Below are 15335 nucleotides of genomic sequence, written 5' to 3' on the forward strand. Positions count from 1 at the left end.
CGCGCCGCGGTCCGTCGAGGGGACGGACCGCGGCGCAGCTGTGTGCGGGGCCGGGGTGGATCAGTTGTACCACCACTCCTGGTTGCTCCGGCTCGCGCAGTCCCACAGCTGGACCGCGTCGCCGCGGCCCCAGTCGTAGATGTCCAGGCACTGGCCGGTGACCATGGGCAGGGGGTAGGAGCCGGGGAACTGGGCGTTGATGAGGTGCCAGGGGCCACCCGTCGTGGACAGGATCCAGGTCTGCGTCTTGCTGTTGTCGCACGGGAGCTGGACGACCTGCTGCCCCCGGCCGCGCCAGCCGTCGATGCACTTGCCGCTGGCGTTGCTCTGGATCTGGTAGCCGTTGCTGACGCTGTTGAACGAGACGTTCCAGGACTGGTTGCTGCCGCCGTGACAGCCCCACATCTGGATCCACGGCCCGTTGCCCCAGTCCCAGACGTCCAGGCACTTGCCGGCGGCGTCGGGGCTGTTGCTCACGAGTGTGAAGGTCCGGGCGAACGTGCCGGCCGACACGCTCGCCGCCGGGCTCGCCGCGAGGGTGCTGCCGGACACCGCGGGTGCCGTGGTCGCCGCGGGCTGCCCGACCGCGGCCGCAGGTCCTGCGCACAGCGCCAGTGCCGCCGCCGCGGCGCCGATGGTCGCGCCAACTCGTCTGAGTACGTTCGTCATTGGGGCCCTTCCGCCGGAGTGGTTCAGACCAGTGACGGTAGGGGTACGGCGAGGCCCGCGCACAGTCGAGTACCAGCCGTTCCGATCATGGCCGAGTTCCGGTACGGACGGATGGCGCGGGAGCGGCGGCGTCAGCGGCGGAAGGTGGTCCGGTAGTCCGCCGGGGAGGTGCCGACATGGCGGTGGAAGGCCGCACGGAAGGCCGCGGGGCTGCCCAGGCCGCTGAGCCGGGCGACCTGTTCGACCGGGGCCGCGGTCGTCTCCAGGAGTTCGCGGGCCCAGTCGATGCGGGCGGCGGTCAGCCAGGCCATCGGCGAGGTGTCCGTCTCCTGCTGGAAGCGCCGGATGAAGGTGCGCCGCGACATGTGGGCGCGGCGGGCCAGCTCGTCCACGCTGTGGCGCGCCGCGAGGTTGTCGAGCATCCAGGCGCGGACCGGGGCGAGCTCGTCGCCACGGTCGGCCGGCCGGAAGCGCTCGATGAACTGCGCCTGGTCACCGGACCGTTGGGGCGGGGCGACGAGAGCCCGGGCGCGGTCGTTGGCGGCGGCGGCGCCGTGGTCGCGGCGGATGACGTGCAGGCACAGGTCGATGCCGGCGGTCACGCCCGCCGAGGTGAGGATGTCGCCGTCGTCGACGAAGAGCCGGTTGGGACGGACGTCGATCCGGGGGTAGCGGCGCTGCAGTTCGGCGGCGTCCCGCCAGTGGGTCGTCGCGGGCCGGCCGTCCAGCAGCCCGGCGGCGGCCAGTGTGAACGCCCCGGTGCAGATCGACACCAGCCGCGCTCCGCGGGCGTGCGCCGAGCGGATCGCCGACAGCACCGTGGCGGGAGGCGGGGCCTGCGGCTCCACGTAGCCGGGGACGACGACGGTGTCGGCGTCCCGCAGCGCCTCCAGCCCGGCGGGTGCGGTGACGGTGAACCCGCCGCTGCTGACCGGCCCGGCCGCCGGGTCGACGCAGACGGTGACCCGGTAGTGCGGGTCGCTGCCGAAGACCTGCGCCGGTATGCCCAGGTCGAGCGGGAGCACGCCCGGGAGCGCCAGCACCGCGACCCGGTGCCCTGCTGTGGCCGACATGGCACGATCCTAGCGGCACCCGTCCCGCGTGCCACTGTCGGGGGTCGGCGGCGGGTTCGTAGCCTGCGCCCATGGACATCTCACTCGACCTGCCGACCGGCCCCCTGGCCGAAGCCGTCCTCGCCACCGTGCGGGCCTCCGAGGCTCCCCCGGTGGCCAATCACAGCGTGCGCAGCTTCCTCTTCGCCGAGATCCTCGCCGCCCACGAGGGGTGCCTGGAGGACGCGGCGTACGACCGCGACCTGCTGTTCGCCGCCACCGTGCTGCACGATCTCGGCACGGGTGACCTGGCGCCGGGCGCGGCCCGCTTCGAGGTGGAGGGCGCGGACCTGGCGGCGGAGCTGCTGCGCCGGCACGACGTTCCCGAGGGGGACGTCGACCGGGTCTGGGAGGCGATCGCCCTGCACACCTCCCCCGGCATCGCCGAGCGCCGCGGCCTGCTGTGCCACCTCACCCGTGAGGGTGTGGGCGCCGACTTCGGGCGCAACGCCGCGATCTTCGCCCCCTGGGAGAAGCGGATCCACGCCGCCCATCCCCGGCTGTCCATGGTCCGCGCCCTCGTCGACGCGATCGTGGAGCGGGCCGCCCGGTCGGACGCCGCCTCGGTGCGGTACTCCCTCGGCGGCGAACTGCTGCGGGAGCGCCGGGCCGACGGGGTGACCGAGCTGGAGCGCGCCGCGGCCTCCTGCCCCTGGGGGGAGTGACCGGCGGCCGGCGGACCGGCGCGCGCCGCCCGGCCGGTCGCGTGCCGCCCGTCGGGGGCGACCCGTCGCCGGGAGCCGGGTACGGTGACGTCCGGTGATGATCGACGGAGAGGCAGTGAACGGATGACCCTGGAGGAAGGCCGCCGCGTCAGGCTCGCCGAGGACCTCGGGATCGGTGAGGCGCTCGCCGGGCAGCCGGCGGCCGTCGTCGGGTTCCTCGCGCTGGGGGCCGGGATCGAGGGCACCGTCGAGCGGGTCCACGGGGAACTCCCGGAGAGCGACGAGGTCCGCGAGTACCAGCGGCTGAAGGCGCTGCTCGACGATTACGGGCACACCATGCCGGTGGCGAGCCGTGAACGGCTGGAGGCGGAGGTCGCCGAGCTGGAGCCGCAGTGGGCCGCGTACCGGGGGCGGGGCCGGCGGGTGACGGTGCGGGTCCGGTGGGACAACGGCTTCGTCCTCGACGAGCTGCACCAGGACGTCCTCACCCTGCTGTGACCCCGGGCGCGCCCGCCCCCGGCCGGTGGTGCGGCGGTGCGGCGGCTCAGCCGAGGTCGAACTCCGCGACGACCGGAAGGTGGTCCGATGCCAGGTGCGCGCGCTCGTCGTCGACCACGGTGAACTCCCGGCACCGGGCGGCGAGTTCGGGTGTGGCGAGCAGGTAGTCCAGCCGGGCGGAGCCGCCGGGGGCCTCCTCGGCGCTCGGCAGGCGGCTGGGATAGGTCGGCCGCGGGGCGCCGGATTCGAGGTCCGTCCAGCCCCGGGCGGCCAGCAGTTCGGCGGGCCCGGTGTCCACCCGGCCGTCGGCGGTGGTGGTCCGCAGCCGGAACGTCCTGGCCAGCGCCTCGTGCGTGCCGGGGAGTTCGGCCGCGGAGAGACTGTTCAGGTCGCCCATCACCACCGAGTGCGGGGTGAACGACGCGGCGCCGGCGACGGTCTCCGCCTCCGCCAGCCGGAAGACGGGCGAGAACGGGTGGAGGTGGGTCATCACGAAGGCGACCTCGCCGAGGCCCGTGCGCAGCACCACCTCCACCATGCCGTTGTACATCCCGGCCGACTGGGTGCCGGTCCGGACCACCTCCAGGCCCGGCCGGTGGAGCAGCGCCACGTGGTTGCCGCTGGGGGCCCGGTTGAGGACGCCGGTCAGGCCGAGGGCCCGGGCGAAGTGCCCGAACGTCCCGTCCGTGTCGAAGCCCGCGCACTCGCACAGGCCGAGCACGTCGGGGCGCTGCTCGCGGATCACCGAGAGCAGCGCCTCGGTGCGCCGCTGCCCGCCGTCCAGGATGTTGTAGGCCATGACGCGCACGGTGGGTCCTCCCGGTGTGGTGGGTCGAAGGGGGCGGTTCATGAGCGGCCGATCACGGGCGGCACCATCCCCAGGTGCCGCTCGGTGGGCGCCCGCAGGAAGTCCAGGTCGCAGCCCTGCGGGGCCTGGGTGACGTGCCGCCGGTACAGGGCGGGCCAGCCGCGCAGGTGCGGGGAGGGCGGCGGCGACCAGGCGGCGCGGCGGCGGGCCAGCTCCCGCGCCGGGACGTCCAGGTCGAGCCGCCCGGCCGGGACGTCCACCACGACGGTGTCGCCGGTGCGGACGAGGGCCAGCGGCCCGCCGACGGCGGACTCGGGGGCGGCGTGCAGGAAGACGGTGCCGAAGCCGGTGCCGCTCATCCGCCCGTCGGTGACCCGGACCATGTCGCGCACCCCCTGCGCCGCCAGCTTGGCGGGGACCGGGACCATGCCCCACTCGGGCATGCCGGGCACGCCGACCGGTCCGCAGCCCGTGAGCACCAGGACCGTCGCGGCGGTGACGTCGAGGTCCGGGTCGTCGATCCGCGCCCGCATGTCCTGGTAGGAGGTGAAGACCAGCGCCGGACCGCGGTGGACGAGCAGTTCGGGTCCGGCGGCCGAGACCTTGATCACCGCGCCGTCCGGGGCCAGGGAGCCCCGGACGACCGCGAAGGCGCCGCCGCGGCGCAGCGGATCGGTGAGCGGCCGCAGGACCCCGGAGGGCCGGGGCGCGTCGGCGGCGGCCTCGCCGAGGGAGCCGCCGGCCACGGTCGGCGCGTCCTGGTCGAGCAGCGGGCCGAGTTCGCGGACCAGGGCCGGGACGCCGCCGGCCGCGTGCAGGTCCTGGACGAGGCCGGCGCCGGACGGCTCGACGTCGGCGAGCACCGGCACGTCCGGGCGGACGAAGTCCTCCGGCGCGAGGTCCAGGGCCAGCCGTCCGGCGATCGCCGCCAGGTGGATGATCGCGTTGGTGGAGCCGCCGACGGCGTTCAGCATCGCGATGGCGTTGCGGAACGCCGCCGGGGTGAGGACCGCCGACGGGGTCAGGCCCTCGCGGACGAGTTCGACGGCCCGTCGGCCGGCCCGTTCGGCCAGGACCGCGGCGGCCGGGTCGCCGGCCGGGACGGTCGCCGAGCCGGGCAGGGCCATGCCGAGCGTCTCGGCGAGGACCGCCATGGTGGAGGCGGTGCCCATGGTGTTGCAGGCGCCCAGGCCGCAGGAGAGGCAGCGTTCCACCTCCGCCCAGCCGGCGTCGTCGAGCCGCCCGGCGCGGTGGTCCTCCCAGAGGCGCCACAGGTCGGTGCCGGTGCCGAGCCGGCGGCCGCGGTACACGGCCGCCGGGCGGGCGCCCCCGGTGACCAGGACGGCCGGCAGGTCGGCACTGGCGGCGCCCATCAGGGCGCCGGGGACGGTCTTGTCGCAGTTGGCGAGCAGGACGACGCCGTCGAGCGGGTTGGCCCGCAGGGTTTCCTCGACCTCCATGGCGAGGAGGTTGCGGTAGAGCATCGCGGTGGGCTTCATCAGGTCCTCGCCCAGCGACATGACGGGGAAGCGCACCGCGATGCCGCCCGCGGCGGTGATGCCCCGGCGGACGGCGTCGACCAGTGCGGCCAGCGGCAGGTTGCAGGGGTTGAGGTCGCTCGCGGAGTCGGCGATGCCGATCACCGGGCGGTGGTCGTCGGCGTCCATCGCGACGCCGGTCGAGCGCATCGCGACGCGGTGCAGGACGGCGACCTCGTCCTCGCCCGCGAACCACTCCCGGCTCCTCGGCGTGCGCGGGTCCGCGCCCGGTCGTCGGTGCTCACTCACGGCTCGGGCACCCCCAGACCCTCGGCGCCGGGCGAGGACTGGACGAGGGGCAGGCCCGAGCGGTCGATCCACTCCCGGGCGACGGCGGCCCGGTGGACCTTGGCCGCCGCGATGGCGGCGGCGTCGGCCGCCAGGTGCTCGCCGGCCGGGTAGAGGTTGCGCGCGTTGCGCAGCCCGAACTTGACGTACAGCGGCGCGCCCACCGGCACCAGTTCGGCGGTCTCGTGCCCGCGCACCACCCCGGCGAGCCAGTCGGGGGACTCGACGTAGAGGTCGATCGGCAGCGTGGTCGCCGCGCGCAGTTCGGCCAGCTGCCCGAGGGTGATGTCGCAGGGCACGTTGACGGTGTGGGCGCCGAGCCGGGCGAGCTGGCGGATCGCCACGGGGTTGGACGGCGCGATCAGCACGGAGGCCTTCCAGACCACCGAGGCCGGGATCTCCCCGGTCCTCTGGAGGCCGTCGAGCACCTCCAGCAGTCCGAGGTCGGAGACCAGGAAGCCCCGGATGCCCTGCTCGACGGCGCGCAGCACGTCCTCGACGGCGTGGCGCAGCTGGCGGGTGCCGCGCAGCTGGCCGGCGAGCGCGGCGCCGTCCGCCGAGCGGGAGTGGTTGCCGGTGTCGTAGCCCTCGCGCGGGCCGACGAACAGGGAGACCTCCAGGCCCCGGTCGGCGCCGATCCGGGCCAGTTCGGCGAGTTCGGCCCGGGTGAGCAGCATCGCGCCGCTGCCCTGCGAGACGCGGTTGACCGTGACGCCGAGGGCGTCGGCCGCGGCGAGGGTGGCCCGCAGTACGTCCGGGCCCTCGACGCTGGGGATCTCCACCCGGTAGTGGGCGCCGTCGGGGAAGCGGAGTTCGCTGGGCGGCGGGACGGGTTCGGCACTCAGTCCGAGTCCGGCGACGATGTCGGTACTCCTCATGCGCTTCCTTTCACGTCAAGGTCATCTTCTATGCCCTGTTCTGCTTCACAGAACCTGGTTTTCTGAGGCGATCGAGAGCCAAGCAGTACGGCTCACCGATCGTCAAGCGTGATGTGCCGAATGACAGATCATCGTTCGTCAGCACCGAACAGAGGAGACCGACCGTGCGAGCCCTCCGCGTCGACCGCCCCCGCTCCGTCGCCCTCGCCGAGCAGCCCGCCCCCGCGCCGGGCGCCGGCGACCTGCTGGTCCGCCCCCGCACGGTCGGGCTCTGCGGCACCGACCTGGAGCTGATCGACGGCACCGTCGACCCCGCCTACGTCCGCTACCCGCTGGTGCTCGGCCACGAGTGGTCCGGCGTGCTGGCGGACGGGACCGCGGTGGTCGGCGAGGGCGTCGTCCCCTGTGGCGCCTGCGCCGCCTGCGCGCGCGGGGCGACCAACCTGTGCGCGACGTACGACGAGCTCGGCTTCACCCGCCCCGGCGCCGCGGCCGACCAACTGGCCGTCCCCGCCCGGCTGGTGCACCGGCTGGCGACCGGGGTGGACCTCGCCGAGGCGGCCCTGGTCGAGCCGATGGCCGTGGTGCTGCGCGGTCTGCGCCGGGCCGCACCCGAGCCGGGCGGGCGCGCGCTGGTCGTCGGCGACGGCACGATCGGCCTGCTGGCCGCCCATCTGCTGCGGCTCTGGTCGCCCGCCGAGGTCACCGTGCTCGGCCGGCGCCCGGAGCAGGCGGGCCTCGCGGCGGCGGCCGGTGCGGACCGGTTCACCCTCGACGCCCGGGAGGCGGGCGGCGGCCACGACCTCGTGGTCGAGGCGGCCGGCGCGCCGGAGGCGGTGCGGACCGCGCTCGGCGCGGCCGGGCGCGGCGGACGGGTCCTGCTGCTCGGGCTGGCGGGCGCCGGCCGCACCGCCGCCCTGCCGATCGACGACACGGTCAACGGGGACCTCACCGTGCTCGGCAGCTTCGCCTACACCTCGGAGGTCTGGCGGGAGACGGTGCGGCTGCTGAACGCCGGCGAGGTCGCACCGGGCTTCGTGATCACCCACCGCTTCCCGCTCGCCGAGGCCCACCGGGCGCTGGCCGTCCTGCGCGGCTGCGACGGGCCCCGGGGGAAGGTGCAGCTGACCCTGCCGTAGCCGCGGGCCCTGCGGTAGCACCGGACCCTGCCGTAGCCCCGGAGCCTGCCGTGGCGCCGGGCCGACCCGGCGTGCCCGGCTCACCCGACCGCCCGGCGCAGCGCGGCGGCGATGCCCGGAGCGGCGGCCAGCACCAGCTCCCCGTCCGGCGGGCCGCCGTCCGGCCCCGCCACGACGGCGCCCGCCTCCCGGGCGATCAGCGCGCCCGCCGCGTGGTCCCACGGCCCGAGGCCGCGCTCGTAGTAGCCGTCGAGCCGCCCCGCCGCGACCGCGCACAGGTCCGCGCAGGCCGAGCCGCTCATCCGGATGTCCCGTACCGCCGGGGCGAGTTCGGCGAGCACGGCGAGCTGCCCGGCGCGGGCCGCGCGGTCGTACGCCAGGCCGGTGGAGACCAGCGCCCGCGACAGCGCCGTCTCGCCGCTCGCCCGCAGCGGCCGGCCGTCCAGGGTCGCGCCCCTCCCCCGGGCGGCGGCGAACACCTCCCCGCCGGGGAGGGTCACCACCGCACCGGCCTCGGCCGTCCACCCGCCCGCCCCGGCCGTCCAGGTGTCCGGCGGGCCGCTCACCACCGCCACGCTCACCGCGCACGGGGCGGCCCCGTACAGGAAGTTGACCGTGCCGTCGAGCGGGTCGACGATCCAGGTCAGTCCGCTGCTCCCGGGACGGTGGCCGCTCTCCTCGCCCAGGAAGCCGTCGAGCGGCCGCGCGGCCAGCAGCGCGTCGCGGATCAGCGCCTCGGCCCCGCGGTCGACGGCGGTCACCACGTCCAGCTCCGAGGACTTGGTCGCGACCACGCGGGCCCCGCCCGCGCGGCGCCGGACGAACGCGGCACCCTCGCGTGCGAGCTCGGTCGCCAGGGTCAGCAGGTCCACGGGCCCTCCTAGAATGTTTGGCAGGGAAGAATCAGGTTCCACAGGACAGCACAGAACGGGGACGGCGATGGCGGACGGCACGGCGAGCGGCGAGAAGCGCACCTACGCGGTGGGCAGCGTGGTCCGGGCGCTGCGCCTGGTGGACCTGGTCGCCGAGGGACCGGCCGAGGGCGTCACGCTGACCGAGCTCACCCGCGGCCTCGGCACCTCCAAGTCCACCGCGTACTCGCTGGCCCGCACCATGGTCGACGCCGGCTACCTGCGCGACGTGCAGCCCGGCCCGCGCTACCGGCTCGGCATGGCGCTGGTGCGGCTCGGCGACCGGGCGTCGGCCGCGCACCCGCTGGCGGACGTGGTCAAGCCGGTGCTGAACGAGCTCAGCCGGCAGACCGGGATGACCGCGCGCGCCGCGATCAACGACGACGGCTACCCGATGTTCATCGCCCGGGTCGACGCCGCGGGCACCGTGCGCTTCCACACCCCGCTCGGGGTGCGCGAACTGCCGCACACCTCCGCCGCCGGCAAGGTGATCCTCTCCCTGCTGCCGGCCGCGGTGACCGAGCGGATCGCCGAGGAGACGGGCCTGCCTCCGCGCACCCGCAAGACGATCACCTCGGCGGCCGAGCTGCGGGCCGAGCTCGACCTCACCCGGGGGCGCGGCTACGGCGTGGACGACGAGGAGGACTCCGACGGGGTGCTGTGCGTCGCCGCGCCCGTCTTCGACCACACCGGGACGGTCCTCGGCGCGCTGTCCGTCACCGGTCTCAAGGGGGACCAGTCGGTGCGGCAGATCACCGAGCTGGGCGGGGTGCTGACCGAGGCCGCCGACCGGATCACCCGCACGCTCGGCGGCCACCGGGCCCTCTGAGCACCGGCCGCGGGCGTACGGCCCCGGGCCCGGCCGGGTGCCGGACCCGGCAGCCGGTCCGGGGCGCGGTCGGGCTCCGGGTGCGGGGCCCGGGGCCACTACTTGATCCCCGAGCGCAGGAAGCTGTTGATGAACTGCCGCTGCCCGATCAGGAAGAGCGCGAGCAGCGGCGCCGTGACGATCACCGTCCCGGCCGCCATCCTGGGCACGTCGATGCCCGTCTCCGGGGCCAGGAAGCGGACCAGGCCGACCGTCACCGGGCGCGTCTCGTCCGACACGGCGACGATCAGCGGCCAGAGGAAGTTGTTCCACTGCGTCGAGATCGAGACCAGCGCGTACGCGACGATGCTCGGCCGGGCCGCCGGCACGAACACCTTCCACAGGATGCCGATCCGCGAGACCCCCTCGATCCGGGCCGCCTCCACCAGCTCGTCCGGCACCCCGAGGAAGGCCTGCCGCAGGAAGAACACGCAGAACGCGCTGGCCACATAGGGCAGTCCGACCCCCGGGAGGGTGTCGAGCAGCCCGAGGGCGGCGATCGTCCGGTAGTTCTCCGACATCAGGACCTCGGGGAAGATCATGAGCTGGATCAGCACGAAGCCGAACAGCGGCCCCCGCAGCGGGAACGCGAACCGGGCGAAGGCGTAGGCGGCGAGCACGCCCACCACGAGCTGGGCGGCGGTGATCCCGGTGACCAGCAGTGCGGTGTTCAGGTAGTAGCGGCCGAACGGCGCGGCCCGCCAGGCCGCGGAGAGGTCGGCGGTCCCCGACTCGAAGGCGCGGACGAAGACGTAGAGCAGCGGGGCCGTCCAGAGCAGGCCGGCCAGCCACGCGAGCGCCGTCTCGACCCGGTCGGGCCAGCTGACGATGCGGTCCACGGGGGCTCCTAGCGGTAGTGGATCCGGCGGTCCAGCAGTCGGATCTGCAGGACGGCCAGGGCGACCAGGACACCGATCACCAGCAGCGCGATCGCGGCGCCGTACTGCGGCCAGTGCTGGGAGAAGGTCACCCGGTAGAGGTAGTAGAGGAGGAGGTTGCTGGCGTTGTCCGGCCCGCCCTGGGTCATCACGAAGACGAAGTCGACCATCTTGATGCTGTCGGCGAGCGCCACGATCGCGGCGAACAGGGTGGTCGGCATCAGCAGCGGGAAGGTCACCCGGCGGAAGTGGGCGAACCGTCCGGTGCCCTCCAGCCGGGAGGCCTCGTCCAGCTCGGGGTCGATGGCCTGGAGGCCGGCCAGGTAGAAGATCATGAAGAAGCCGGCCTCCTTCCAGACCATCATCACCATCAGCGAGGGCAGCACCAGGGCGGTGTCACCGAGCCAGTCCGGCCCGGTCACCCCGAACCGGGCGAGCAGTTCGTTGATCACACCGATGTTGGGCTGGTAGAAGTACAGCCAGATCACGGCGATCGCGACCACCGGCAGGATCGCCGGGGCGAACACGCCGGCCCGCAGCAGCGCCTTGCCCCGCAGGGCGCGCTGCAGCAGGACGGCGAGCAGCATCGCGAGGGCGAGGGAGACCGGGACGGTCAGCGCCGAGAACAGCAGGTTGTTCACCAGGGCCTTGCGGAAGACCTCGTCCTCGGCCAGGAAGCGGTAGTTGTCCAGGGTGGGCCCCTCGTCCCGGCGGTCGTACAGGCTGCTGACGACCGTCGAGACGAGCGGCTTCACCGTGAACAGGGCGAGGAAGGTGAACGCGGGCACCAGCAGCGCGTACGCGAACACCTGGTCCGGGACCCTGCGCGGCGAGGTGCGGGACCTCACCGGTGGGTCTTCAGGATCGCGTCGATGTCCGACTGGGCCTTGTCCAGCGCCTGGCGCGGGTCGGCGCCCTTGAGCAGCACGGACTGCAGCGCGGGGGCGAGCGTCTGGTAGACCACCCGGTCGCGGTCGACCGTGGCCATCTCGGGGACGGCGTCGGCGACGGCGTCGTGCGGGGCCTTCGCCTGCGGGTGCTGGGCGAGGTAACCGCGCATCGCCTCGGTGTTCCAGGCGGCGTCGGAGGTGGCGATGTAGCCGGACTTGGCGGAGACGTCCGCGGCCCGCTCCGGGGTGGTGAGGAACTTCGCCAGCGTGACGGCGGCCTCCTTCTGCTTCTTGGAGACGCCCGCGTCGAAGAGCATCAGGCTGCCGCCGCCGGTGGGCGCGCCCTTGCCGGCGCCCGCCGGGAGCGCCGAGACGCCCCAGTCGAAGCCCGCCTTCTCCTGGATCGAGCCGATCCGGCCTGAGGTCGTCCAGAGGATGCCGGTGGTGCCGGCCAGGAAGTCGTCGGTGGAGGTGCCCCAGGCGACCTCGGTGGTCGGGGCGATCTTCTGGGCGCCGAGCGAGGCCCAGGACTCCAGGGCCTTGACGTTCTGCGGCGAGTTGACGGTGACCTTGGTGCCCGTCCGGTCGCTGATCGCGCCGTCGCCGCCGGCCTGCTGGACGAGCGCCTGGTAGAGCCAGTACGCCGTCCCGGTGGAGGTCGGGATGAACAGGCCCCACTTGGCGCCCGCGCCGCTCTGCACGGCCTTGGCGTCGGCGATCAGCTCGTCCCAGGTGGCCGGCGGCTTCTCGGGGTCGAGCCCGGCCTTCTTGAAGTAGTCCTTGTTCCAGTACTGGACGATGGTGGAGCGGGCGAAGGGGATGCCCCAGACCTGGCCGTCCGCGCCGACCGAGTTGGACATGAACTGCGGGTAGAAGGAGTCCTTCCACTGCTTGTCGGCGTCCGTGGTCAGGAACGGCTTCCAGGCCGTCACGGCCTTGCGCTCGACCAGGTCGTGCATGAAGGACTGGTCCATGATCGCCAGCGCGGGCGCCTTCTTGGCGTCGATCGCGGTGTTGACGGCCGCCAGCGTCTGGTCGTAGTCACCGGAGTAGACGCCCTTGACCTTGATCTCGGGGTGCTCCTTGGCGAAGTCCTTGAGGTAGCCGTCGATCAGGGTGCTGAGGGTGCCGACCTGGTCGGGGTAGTAGAAGTCGATGCTGACGGCGCCGTCCTTCGCGCCGTCAGCGCCCGAACCGCCCGAGGCCGAGGAACAGCCGGCGATCGCGGTCAGCGCGAGCGTCGCTGCGGCGAGCGCTCGGGTGCGGGGAGAGAGGGCCACGGAGATCTCCTGACGGGTCTGTGCTTCGGTGCTTGGTGCGTGGTGCTTCTCGGTGCTTGGTGCGTGGTGATTGGTGCTTCTCGGTGCGCGGGTGGGGCTTCGGGCCGCTGGGCACGGGGTTCAGCCCACGGCGCCGACGAGGCGGCGGGCGTCGAGACGGTCACCGGTGCGGCGGTCGAAGAGGTGGCAGGCGGAGAACCGGGCGCCCAGCCGGTCGCCGCCGGGGCGGTGCTCGTCGGCGCGGACCCTCACCTGGACGGTCCGGGTGCCGACGCGGAAGGCGATCAGCCGGTCGGCGCCCAGCAGTTCGTCCCTGATCCGGACGGCCGGCAGGGTGAGCTCGCCCGGGCCCGGCACCAGGTCCTCGGGGCGGACGCCGAGCACGAGTTCCTCGGGCAGCTCGTCCGGCAGGCCCTTGAGCAGGGCGGACGCCTCGATCCGGACCGCGTCGTCGCCGCTCTCGCCCTTGCCCTCGCCCTTGCCGTCACCCTGGTCGAGGACCAGCCAGGCGCCGTCCCGGCGGACGTCGAGCAGGTTCATCGGCGGGGATCCGATGAAGGAGGCGACCCGGACGGAGGCCGGGCGGGCGTACAGCTCCTCGGGGGCGGCGATCTGGTCGATGCCGCCCTCCCGCATGACGATCACCCGGTCGGCCATGGTCATCGCCTCGACCTGGTCGTGGGTCACGTACAGGACGGTCAGCCCGAGCCGCTGCTGGAGTTCGCGCAGCTCGGTGCGCATGTCGGCGCGCAGCCGGGCGTCCAGGTTGGACAGCGGCTCGTCCATCAGGACGAGCTCGGCCCCGCTGACCATGGCCCGGCCGAGGGCGACCCGCTGGCGCTGGCCGCCGGAGAGCTGGGCCGGACGGCGGTTGAGCTGCTCCGTCAGCCGCAGCTGGCGGGCCGCCTCCGCCAGTCGGGCGTTCCGCTCGGCCCTGGGCACCCGGCGGGACTTGAGGCCGAACAGGATGTTCTCGGCGACGGAGAGGTGCGGGAAGAGCGCGTAGTTCTGGAAGACCATCGCCAGCCCCCGGTCGGCGGCGGGCACCCGGTTGACGGAGCGTCCGCCGATCCTCAGGTCGCCCTCGTCGGCGCGTTCCAGGCCGGCCACGATCCGCAGGGTGGTGGACTTGCCGCAGCCGCTCGGGCCCAGCAGGGCGGCGAACTCGCCGCTCGGCACGGTGAAGTCGATCCCGGTCAGCGCCTGGTGCCGGACTCCCCTGGCGCCCTGATAGGTCTTCGAGATCCGCTCCAGTACCACGTCGGGCATTCCCGCCCACCCCTCACGATCCGCAAAGTGCTCTGCGATGTTCCGATATGTTCTGCGATTCCGAACATCGATCTGCTTTCCTGAACATGGTGGCGCGCCACCCGGTCGTCGCGGCGGCGCGCCGATGACCTGCCGATGAAATCCGGGCGGCCGCTCGGAGCGGCCGGACCCGGACCGGTCAACTGGTCCTGGTGTAGTGCTGGAGGTAGAGGAAGATCGACTTCCAGCCGGAGCCGACGTGCACGATGTGCAGCTGGCCACCGGAGGGGCCGAGGTCCCAGGCCGCGATGCCCTGCACCTCGTCGCCCGGCTCCGCGTCCTGGTGGAACTCGTAGGAGACCTGACCGGTGTTCGGGTCGATCGAGTAGACGGACTTGCCGCTGTCGTCGACCGAGGCGTAGAGCTTGTTCTGCCAGACGGCCGCGCCCTGGATCCGGCTCAGCGGCTGGGACAGGGTGATGGTCCGCCGCACCGGGAGGGTGCTGCCGGCCGGCAGGGTGAGCAGGTCGGCCAGGCTGTAGGCGATCAGGGTGTTGGTGCCGTTGGCGGCGTTCTGCGTCCACGGCGCGGTGTAGACCAGGCCGGCGGCCCCGTCCACGGCCACCCACGGCACACCGCCGGGCATCTTGTCGAGCGGCAGCTGCACGTAGCGGCCGGTGTAGCTGAGGTCGCTCGCGTTGTAGAGCGCCAGCAGGGGGTGCTGGTAGTTGTTCTTGCCGTCCTCCAGCGGGGCGATCACATAGCCGCCGTAGTACTCCAGGTCGCCGATGTGGTCGCTCTTGAACGGGGAGCTGAGCGACGACGGGATCGGGAACGCCGAGGAGGCAACCTCGCTGTCGTTGGAGATGGTCGCCTTCACCATCCCGCCGGGACCGGCGCAGTAGAAGTACGTGCCGTCGGTCGCCACGCCCTGGCCGCGCTCCAGGGCGTTGAATCCGGTCCACCGGTAGTACTGCGCGGTGCGCGTCCACGTCGCGGCCTGCGCGGGGGTGGCCGCCGCGACGGCCACGGCCGCCACGACGGCGGCGCTGATGCTGATCCTGCCCAACTTCTTCACAGCCGATCACCTCTGCCTGTTCGGGGGGTGCTGGTGCTCGATGTCGTTCGACGCCGTGCTCGTCGGCGATACCTCGGGAGCCTTGAGGTTCGGTATGGCAGAACCTTGTTCCCCATCGCCAACAGGATTACAACAGGGCCGGTGAGACAGGGTCAACGAGCGGGAGGTGAACGTCTGCGGTACGACGGAAGGCCCCGGGTGCTGCCGGCTCCTCGGTGAGGAGTCGGCAGCACCCGGGGCCTTCGGGAGCCGGCGGGGCGGGCAGCCCTGACGGGCGGGGGATCAGAGATCGGGCTCGGTGCGGGACCGGCTGCGGCTCCCGGGCAGGAGGCGATCGCAGTACGCTGGACGACCGGTCTCGTTTCGGACGGGAGGCGACAGTGGCGGCGACGGCTCGGTCCAACCATGAACTGCAGACGATGGGCGACCTGTTCGCACCGCCGGGCGAGCCGGGGCCGCCCGAGGTGCGCGAGCGGGCGCGGCGGACGGTGGCGGCGCGGGCCCGGAACGCCGAGGACTGCCGGCTGCTGCTGGACGCCCTGGGGCTGCTCGAACCCGGCGATCCGGCCGGGGAGTCCGGGCGATAG

Annotated in this window: 16 protein-coding genes; 5 read left to right on the forward strand and 11 right to left on the reverse strand. The window is 73.7% G+C overall.

Going from position 1 to position 15335, the window contains the following annotated elements; translation table 11 throughout:
* Positions 1-60: 60 nt before the first annotated feature.
* Together ACFVUH_RS16935 and ACFVUH_RS16940 are read right to left on the reverse strand one after the other, a co-directional pair.
* Positions 61-477 (reverse strand): RICIN domain-containing protein, encoded by a 417-nt coding sequence (locus tag ACFVUH_RS16935; RefSeq protein ID WP_387913968.1) that lies wholly within the window; start codon positions 475-477, stop codon positions 61-63.
* Between the two features lie 323 nt (positions 478-800).
* Positions 801-1742 carry a GlxA family transcriptional regulator gene (locus ACFVUH_RS16940; RefSeq protein ID WP_387913970.1) on the reverse strand — a complete coding sequence of 314 codons (942 nt, stop codon included), beginning with the start codon at positions 1740-1742 and terminating at the stop codon, positions 801-803.
* Between the two features lie 71 nt (positions 1743-1813).
* On the opposite strand from ACFVUH_RS16940, the gene ACFVUH_RS16945 reads away from it, so the two are divergent.
* Together ACFVUH_RS16945 and ACFVUH_RS16950 are read left to right on the forward strand one after the other, a co-directional pair.
* On the forward strand, positions 1814-2446 hold the full coding sequence (locus tag ACFVUH_RS16945; RefSeq protein ID WP_387913972.1) for an HD domain-containing protein: 633 nt from the start codon (positions 1814-1816) through the stop codon (positions 2444-2446).
* Between the two features lie 123 nt (positions 2447-2569).
* Positions 2570-2944, forward strand: coding sequence for a hypothetical protein (locus ACFVUH_RS16950; protein WP_387913974.1), 375 nt, complete (start codon positions 2570-2572; stop codon positions 2942-2944).
* 46 nt (positions 2945-2990) lie between these two features.
* Here the strand turns inward: ACFVUH_RS16950 and ACFVUH_RS16955 are convergent, their stop codons facing one another.
* From ACFVUH_RS16955 to ACFVUH_RS16965, 3 genes are read right to left on the reverse strand one after another with little or no spacing between them, the layout of a single operon-like run.
* On the reverse strand, positions 2991-3743 hold the full coding sequence (locus tag ACFVUH_RS16955) for an endonuclease/exonuclease/phosphatase family protein (protein WP_355363452.1): 753 nt from the start codon (positions 3741-3743) through the stop codon (positions 2991-2993).
* Positions 3744-3790: 47 nt separating this feature from the next.
* Positions 3791-5539 carry a dihydroxy-acid dehydratase gene (locus ACFVUH_RS16960; RefSeq protein WP_387913977.1) on the reverse strand — a complete coding sequence of 583 codons (1749 nt, stop codon included), beginning with the start codon at positions 5537-5539 and terminating at the stop codon, positions 3791-3793.
* A complete protein-coding gene (locus ACFVUH_RS16965) occupies positions 5536-6456 on the reverse strand; it encodes a hypothetical protein (protein ID WP_387913978.1) in 921 nt (306 codons plus the stop codon). Before ACFVUH_RS16965 ends, ACFVUH_RS16960 begins: the two co-directional genes overlap by 4 nt.
* Before the next feature lie 164 nt (positions 6457-6620).
* Between ACFVUH_RS16965 and ACFVUH_RS16970 the strand changes: the two genes are divergently transcribed.
* Positions 6621-7595, forward strand: coding sequence for a zinc-binding dehydrogenase (locus tag ACFVUH_RS16970; protein ID WP_387913979.1), 975 nt, complete (start codon positions 6621-6623; stop codon positions 7593-7595).
* Between the two features lie 80 nt (positions 7596-7675).
* Here the strand turns inward: ACFVUH_RS16970 and ACFVUH_RS16975 are convergent, their stop codons facing one another.
* Positions 7676-8467, reverse strand: coding sequence for an inositol monophosphatase family protein (locus ACFVUH_RS16975; protein WP_387913981.1), 792 nt, complete (start codon positions 8465-8467; stop codon positions 7676-7678).
* A 67-nt stretch (positions 8468-8534) separates the two neighbouring features.
* Here ACFVUH_RS16975 and ACFVUH_RS16980 point away from each other — a divergent pair, with 67 nt between their 5' ends.
* On the forward strand, positions 8535-9335 hold the full coding sequence (locus ACFVUH_RS16980; RefSeq protein ID WP_355363442.1) for an IclR family transcriptional regulator: 801 nt from the start codon (positions 8535-8537) through the stop codon (positions 9333-9335).
* 98 nt (positions 9336-9433) lie between these two features.
* On the opposite strand, the gene ACFVUH_RS16985 is transcribed toward ACFVUH_RS16980, so the two are convergent.
* From ACFVUH_RS16985 to ACFVUH_RS17005, 5 genes are all read right to left on the reverse strand, one after another.
* Positions 9434-10213: a carbohydrate ABC transporter permease gene (locus ACFVUH_RS16985; RefSeq protein WP_355363440.1), complete on the reverse strand. Its 780-nt coding sequence runs from the start codon at positions 10211-10213 to the stop codon at positions 9434-9436.
* A gap of 8 nt (positions 10214-10221) precedes the next feature.
* Positions 10222-11100: a carbohydrate ABC transporter permease gene (locus ACFVUH_RS16990; RefSeq protein WP_387913984.1), complete on the reverse strand. Its 879-nt coding sequence runs from the start codon at positions 11098-11100 to the stop codon at positions 10222-10224.
* Positions 11097-12422, reverse strand: a complete 1326-nt coding sequence (locus ACFVUH_RS16995) for an ABC transporter substrate-binding protein (RefSeq protein WP_387913986.1) — start codon at positions 12420-12422, stop codon at positions 11097-11099. Before ACFVUH_RS16995 ends, ACFVUH_RS16990 begins: the two co-directional genes overlap by 4 nt.
* A gap of 120 nt (positions 12423-12542) precedes the next feature.
* On the reverse strand, positions 12543-13691 hold the full coding sequence (locus tag ACFVUH_RS17000; protein ID WP_387913987.1) for an ABC transporter ATP-binding protein: 1149 nt from the start codon (positions 13689-13691) through the stop codon (positions 12543-12545).
* A gap of 178 nt (positions 13692-13869) precedes the next feature.
* On the reverse strand, positions 13870-14748 hold the full coding sequence (locus tag ACFVUH_RS17005) for a hypothetical protein (RefSeq protein ID WP_387913989.1): 879 nt from the start codon (positions 14746-14748) through the stop codon (positions 13870-13872).
* A 419-nt stretch (positions 14749-15167) separates the two neighbouring features.
* On the opposite strand from ACFVUH_RS17005, the gene ACFVUH_RS17010 reads away from it, so the two are divergent.
* On the forward strand, positions 15168-15335 hold the full coding sequence (locus tag ACFVUH_RS17010) for a hypothetical protein (RefSeq protein ID WP_355363431.1): 168 nt from the start codon (positions 15168-15170) through the stop codon (positions 15333-15335).

This window comes from Kitasatospora sp. NPDC058032 (assembly GCF_042885845.1).
Classification (GTDB): domain Bacteria; phylum Actinomycetota; class Actinomycetes; order Streptomycetales; family Streptomycetaceae; genus Kitasatospora.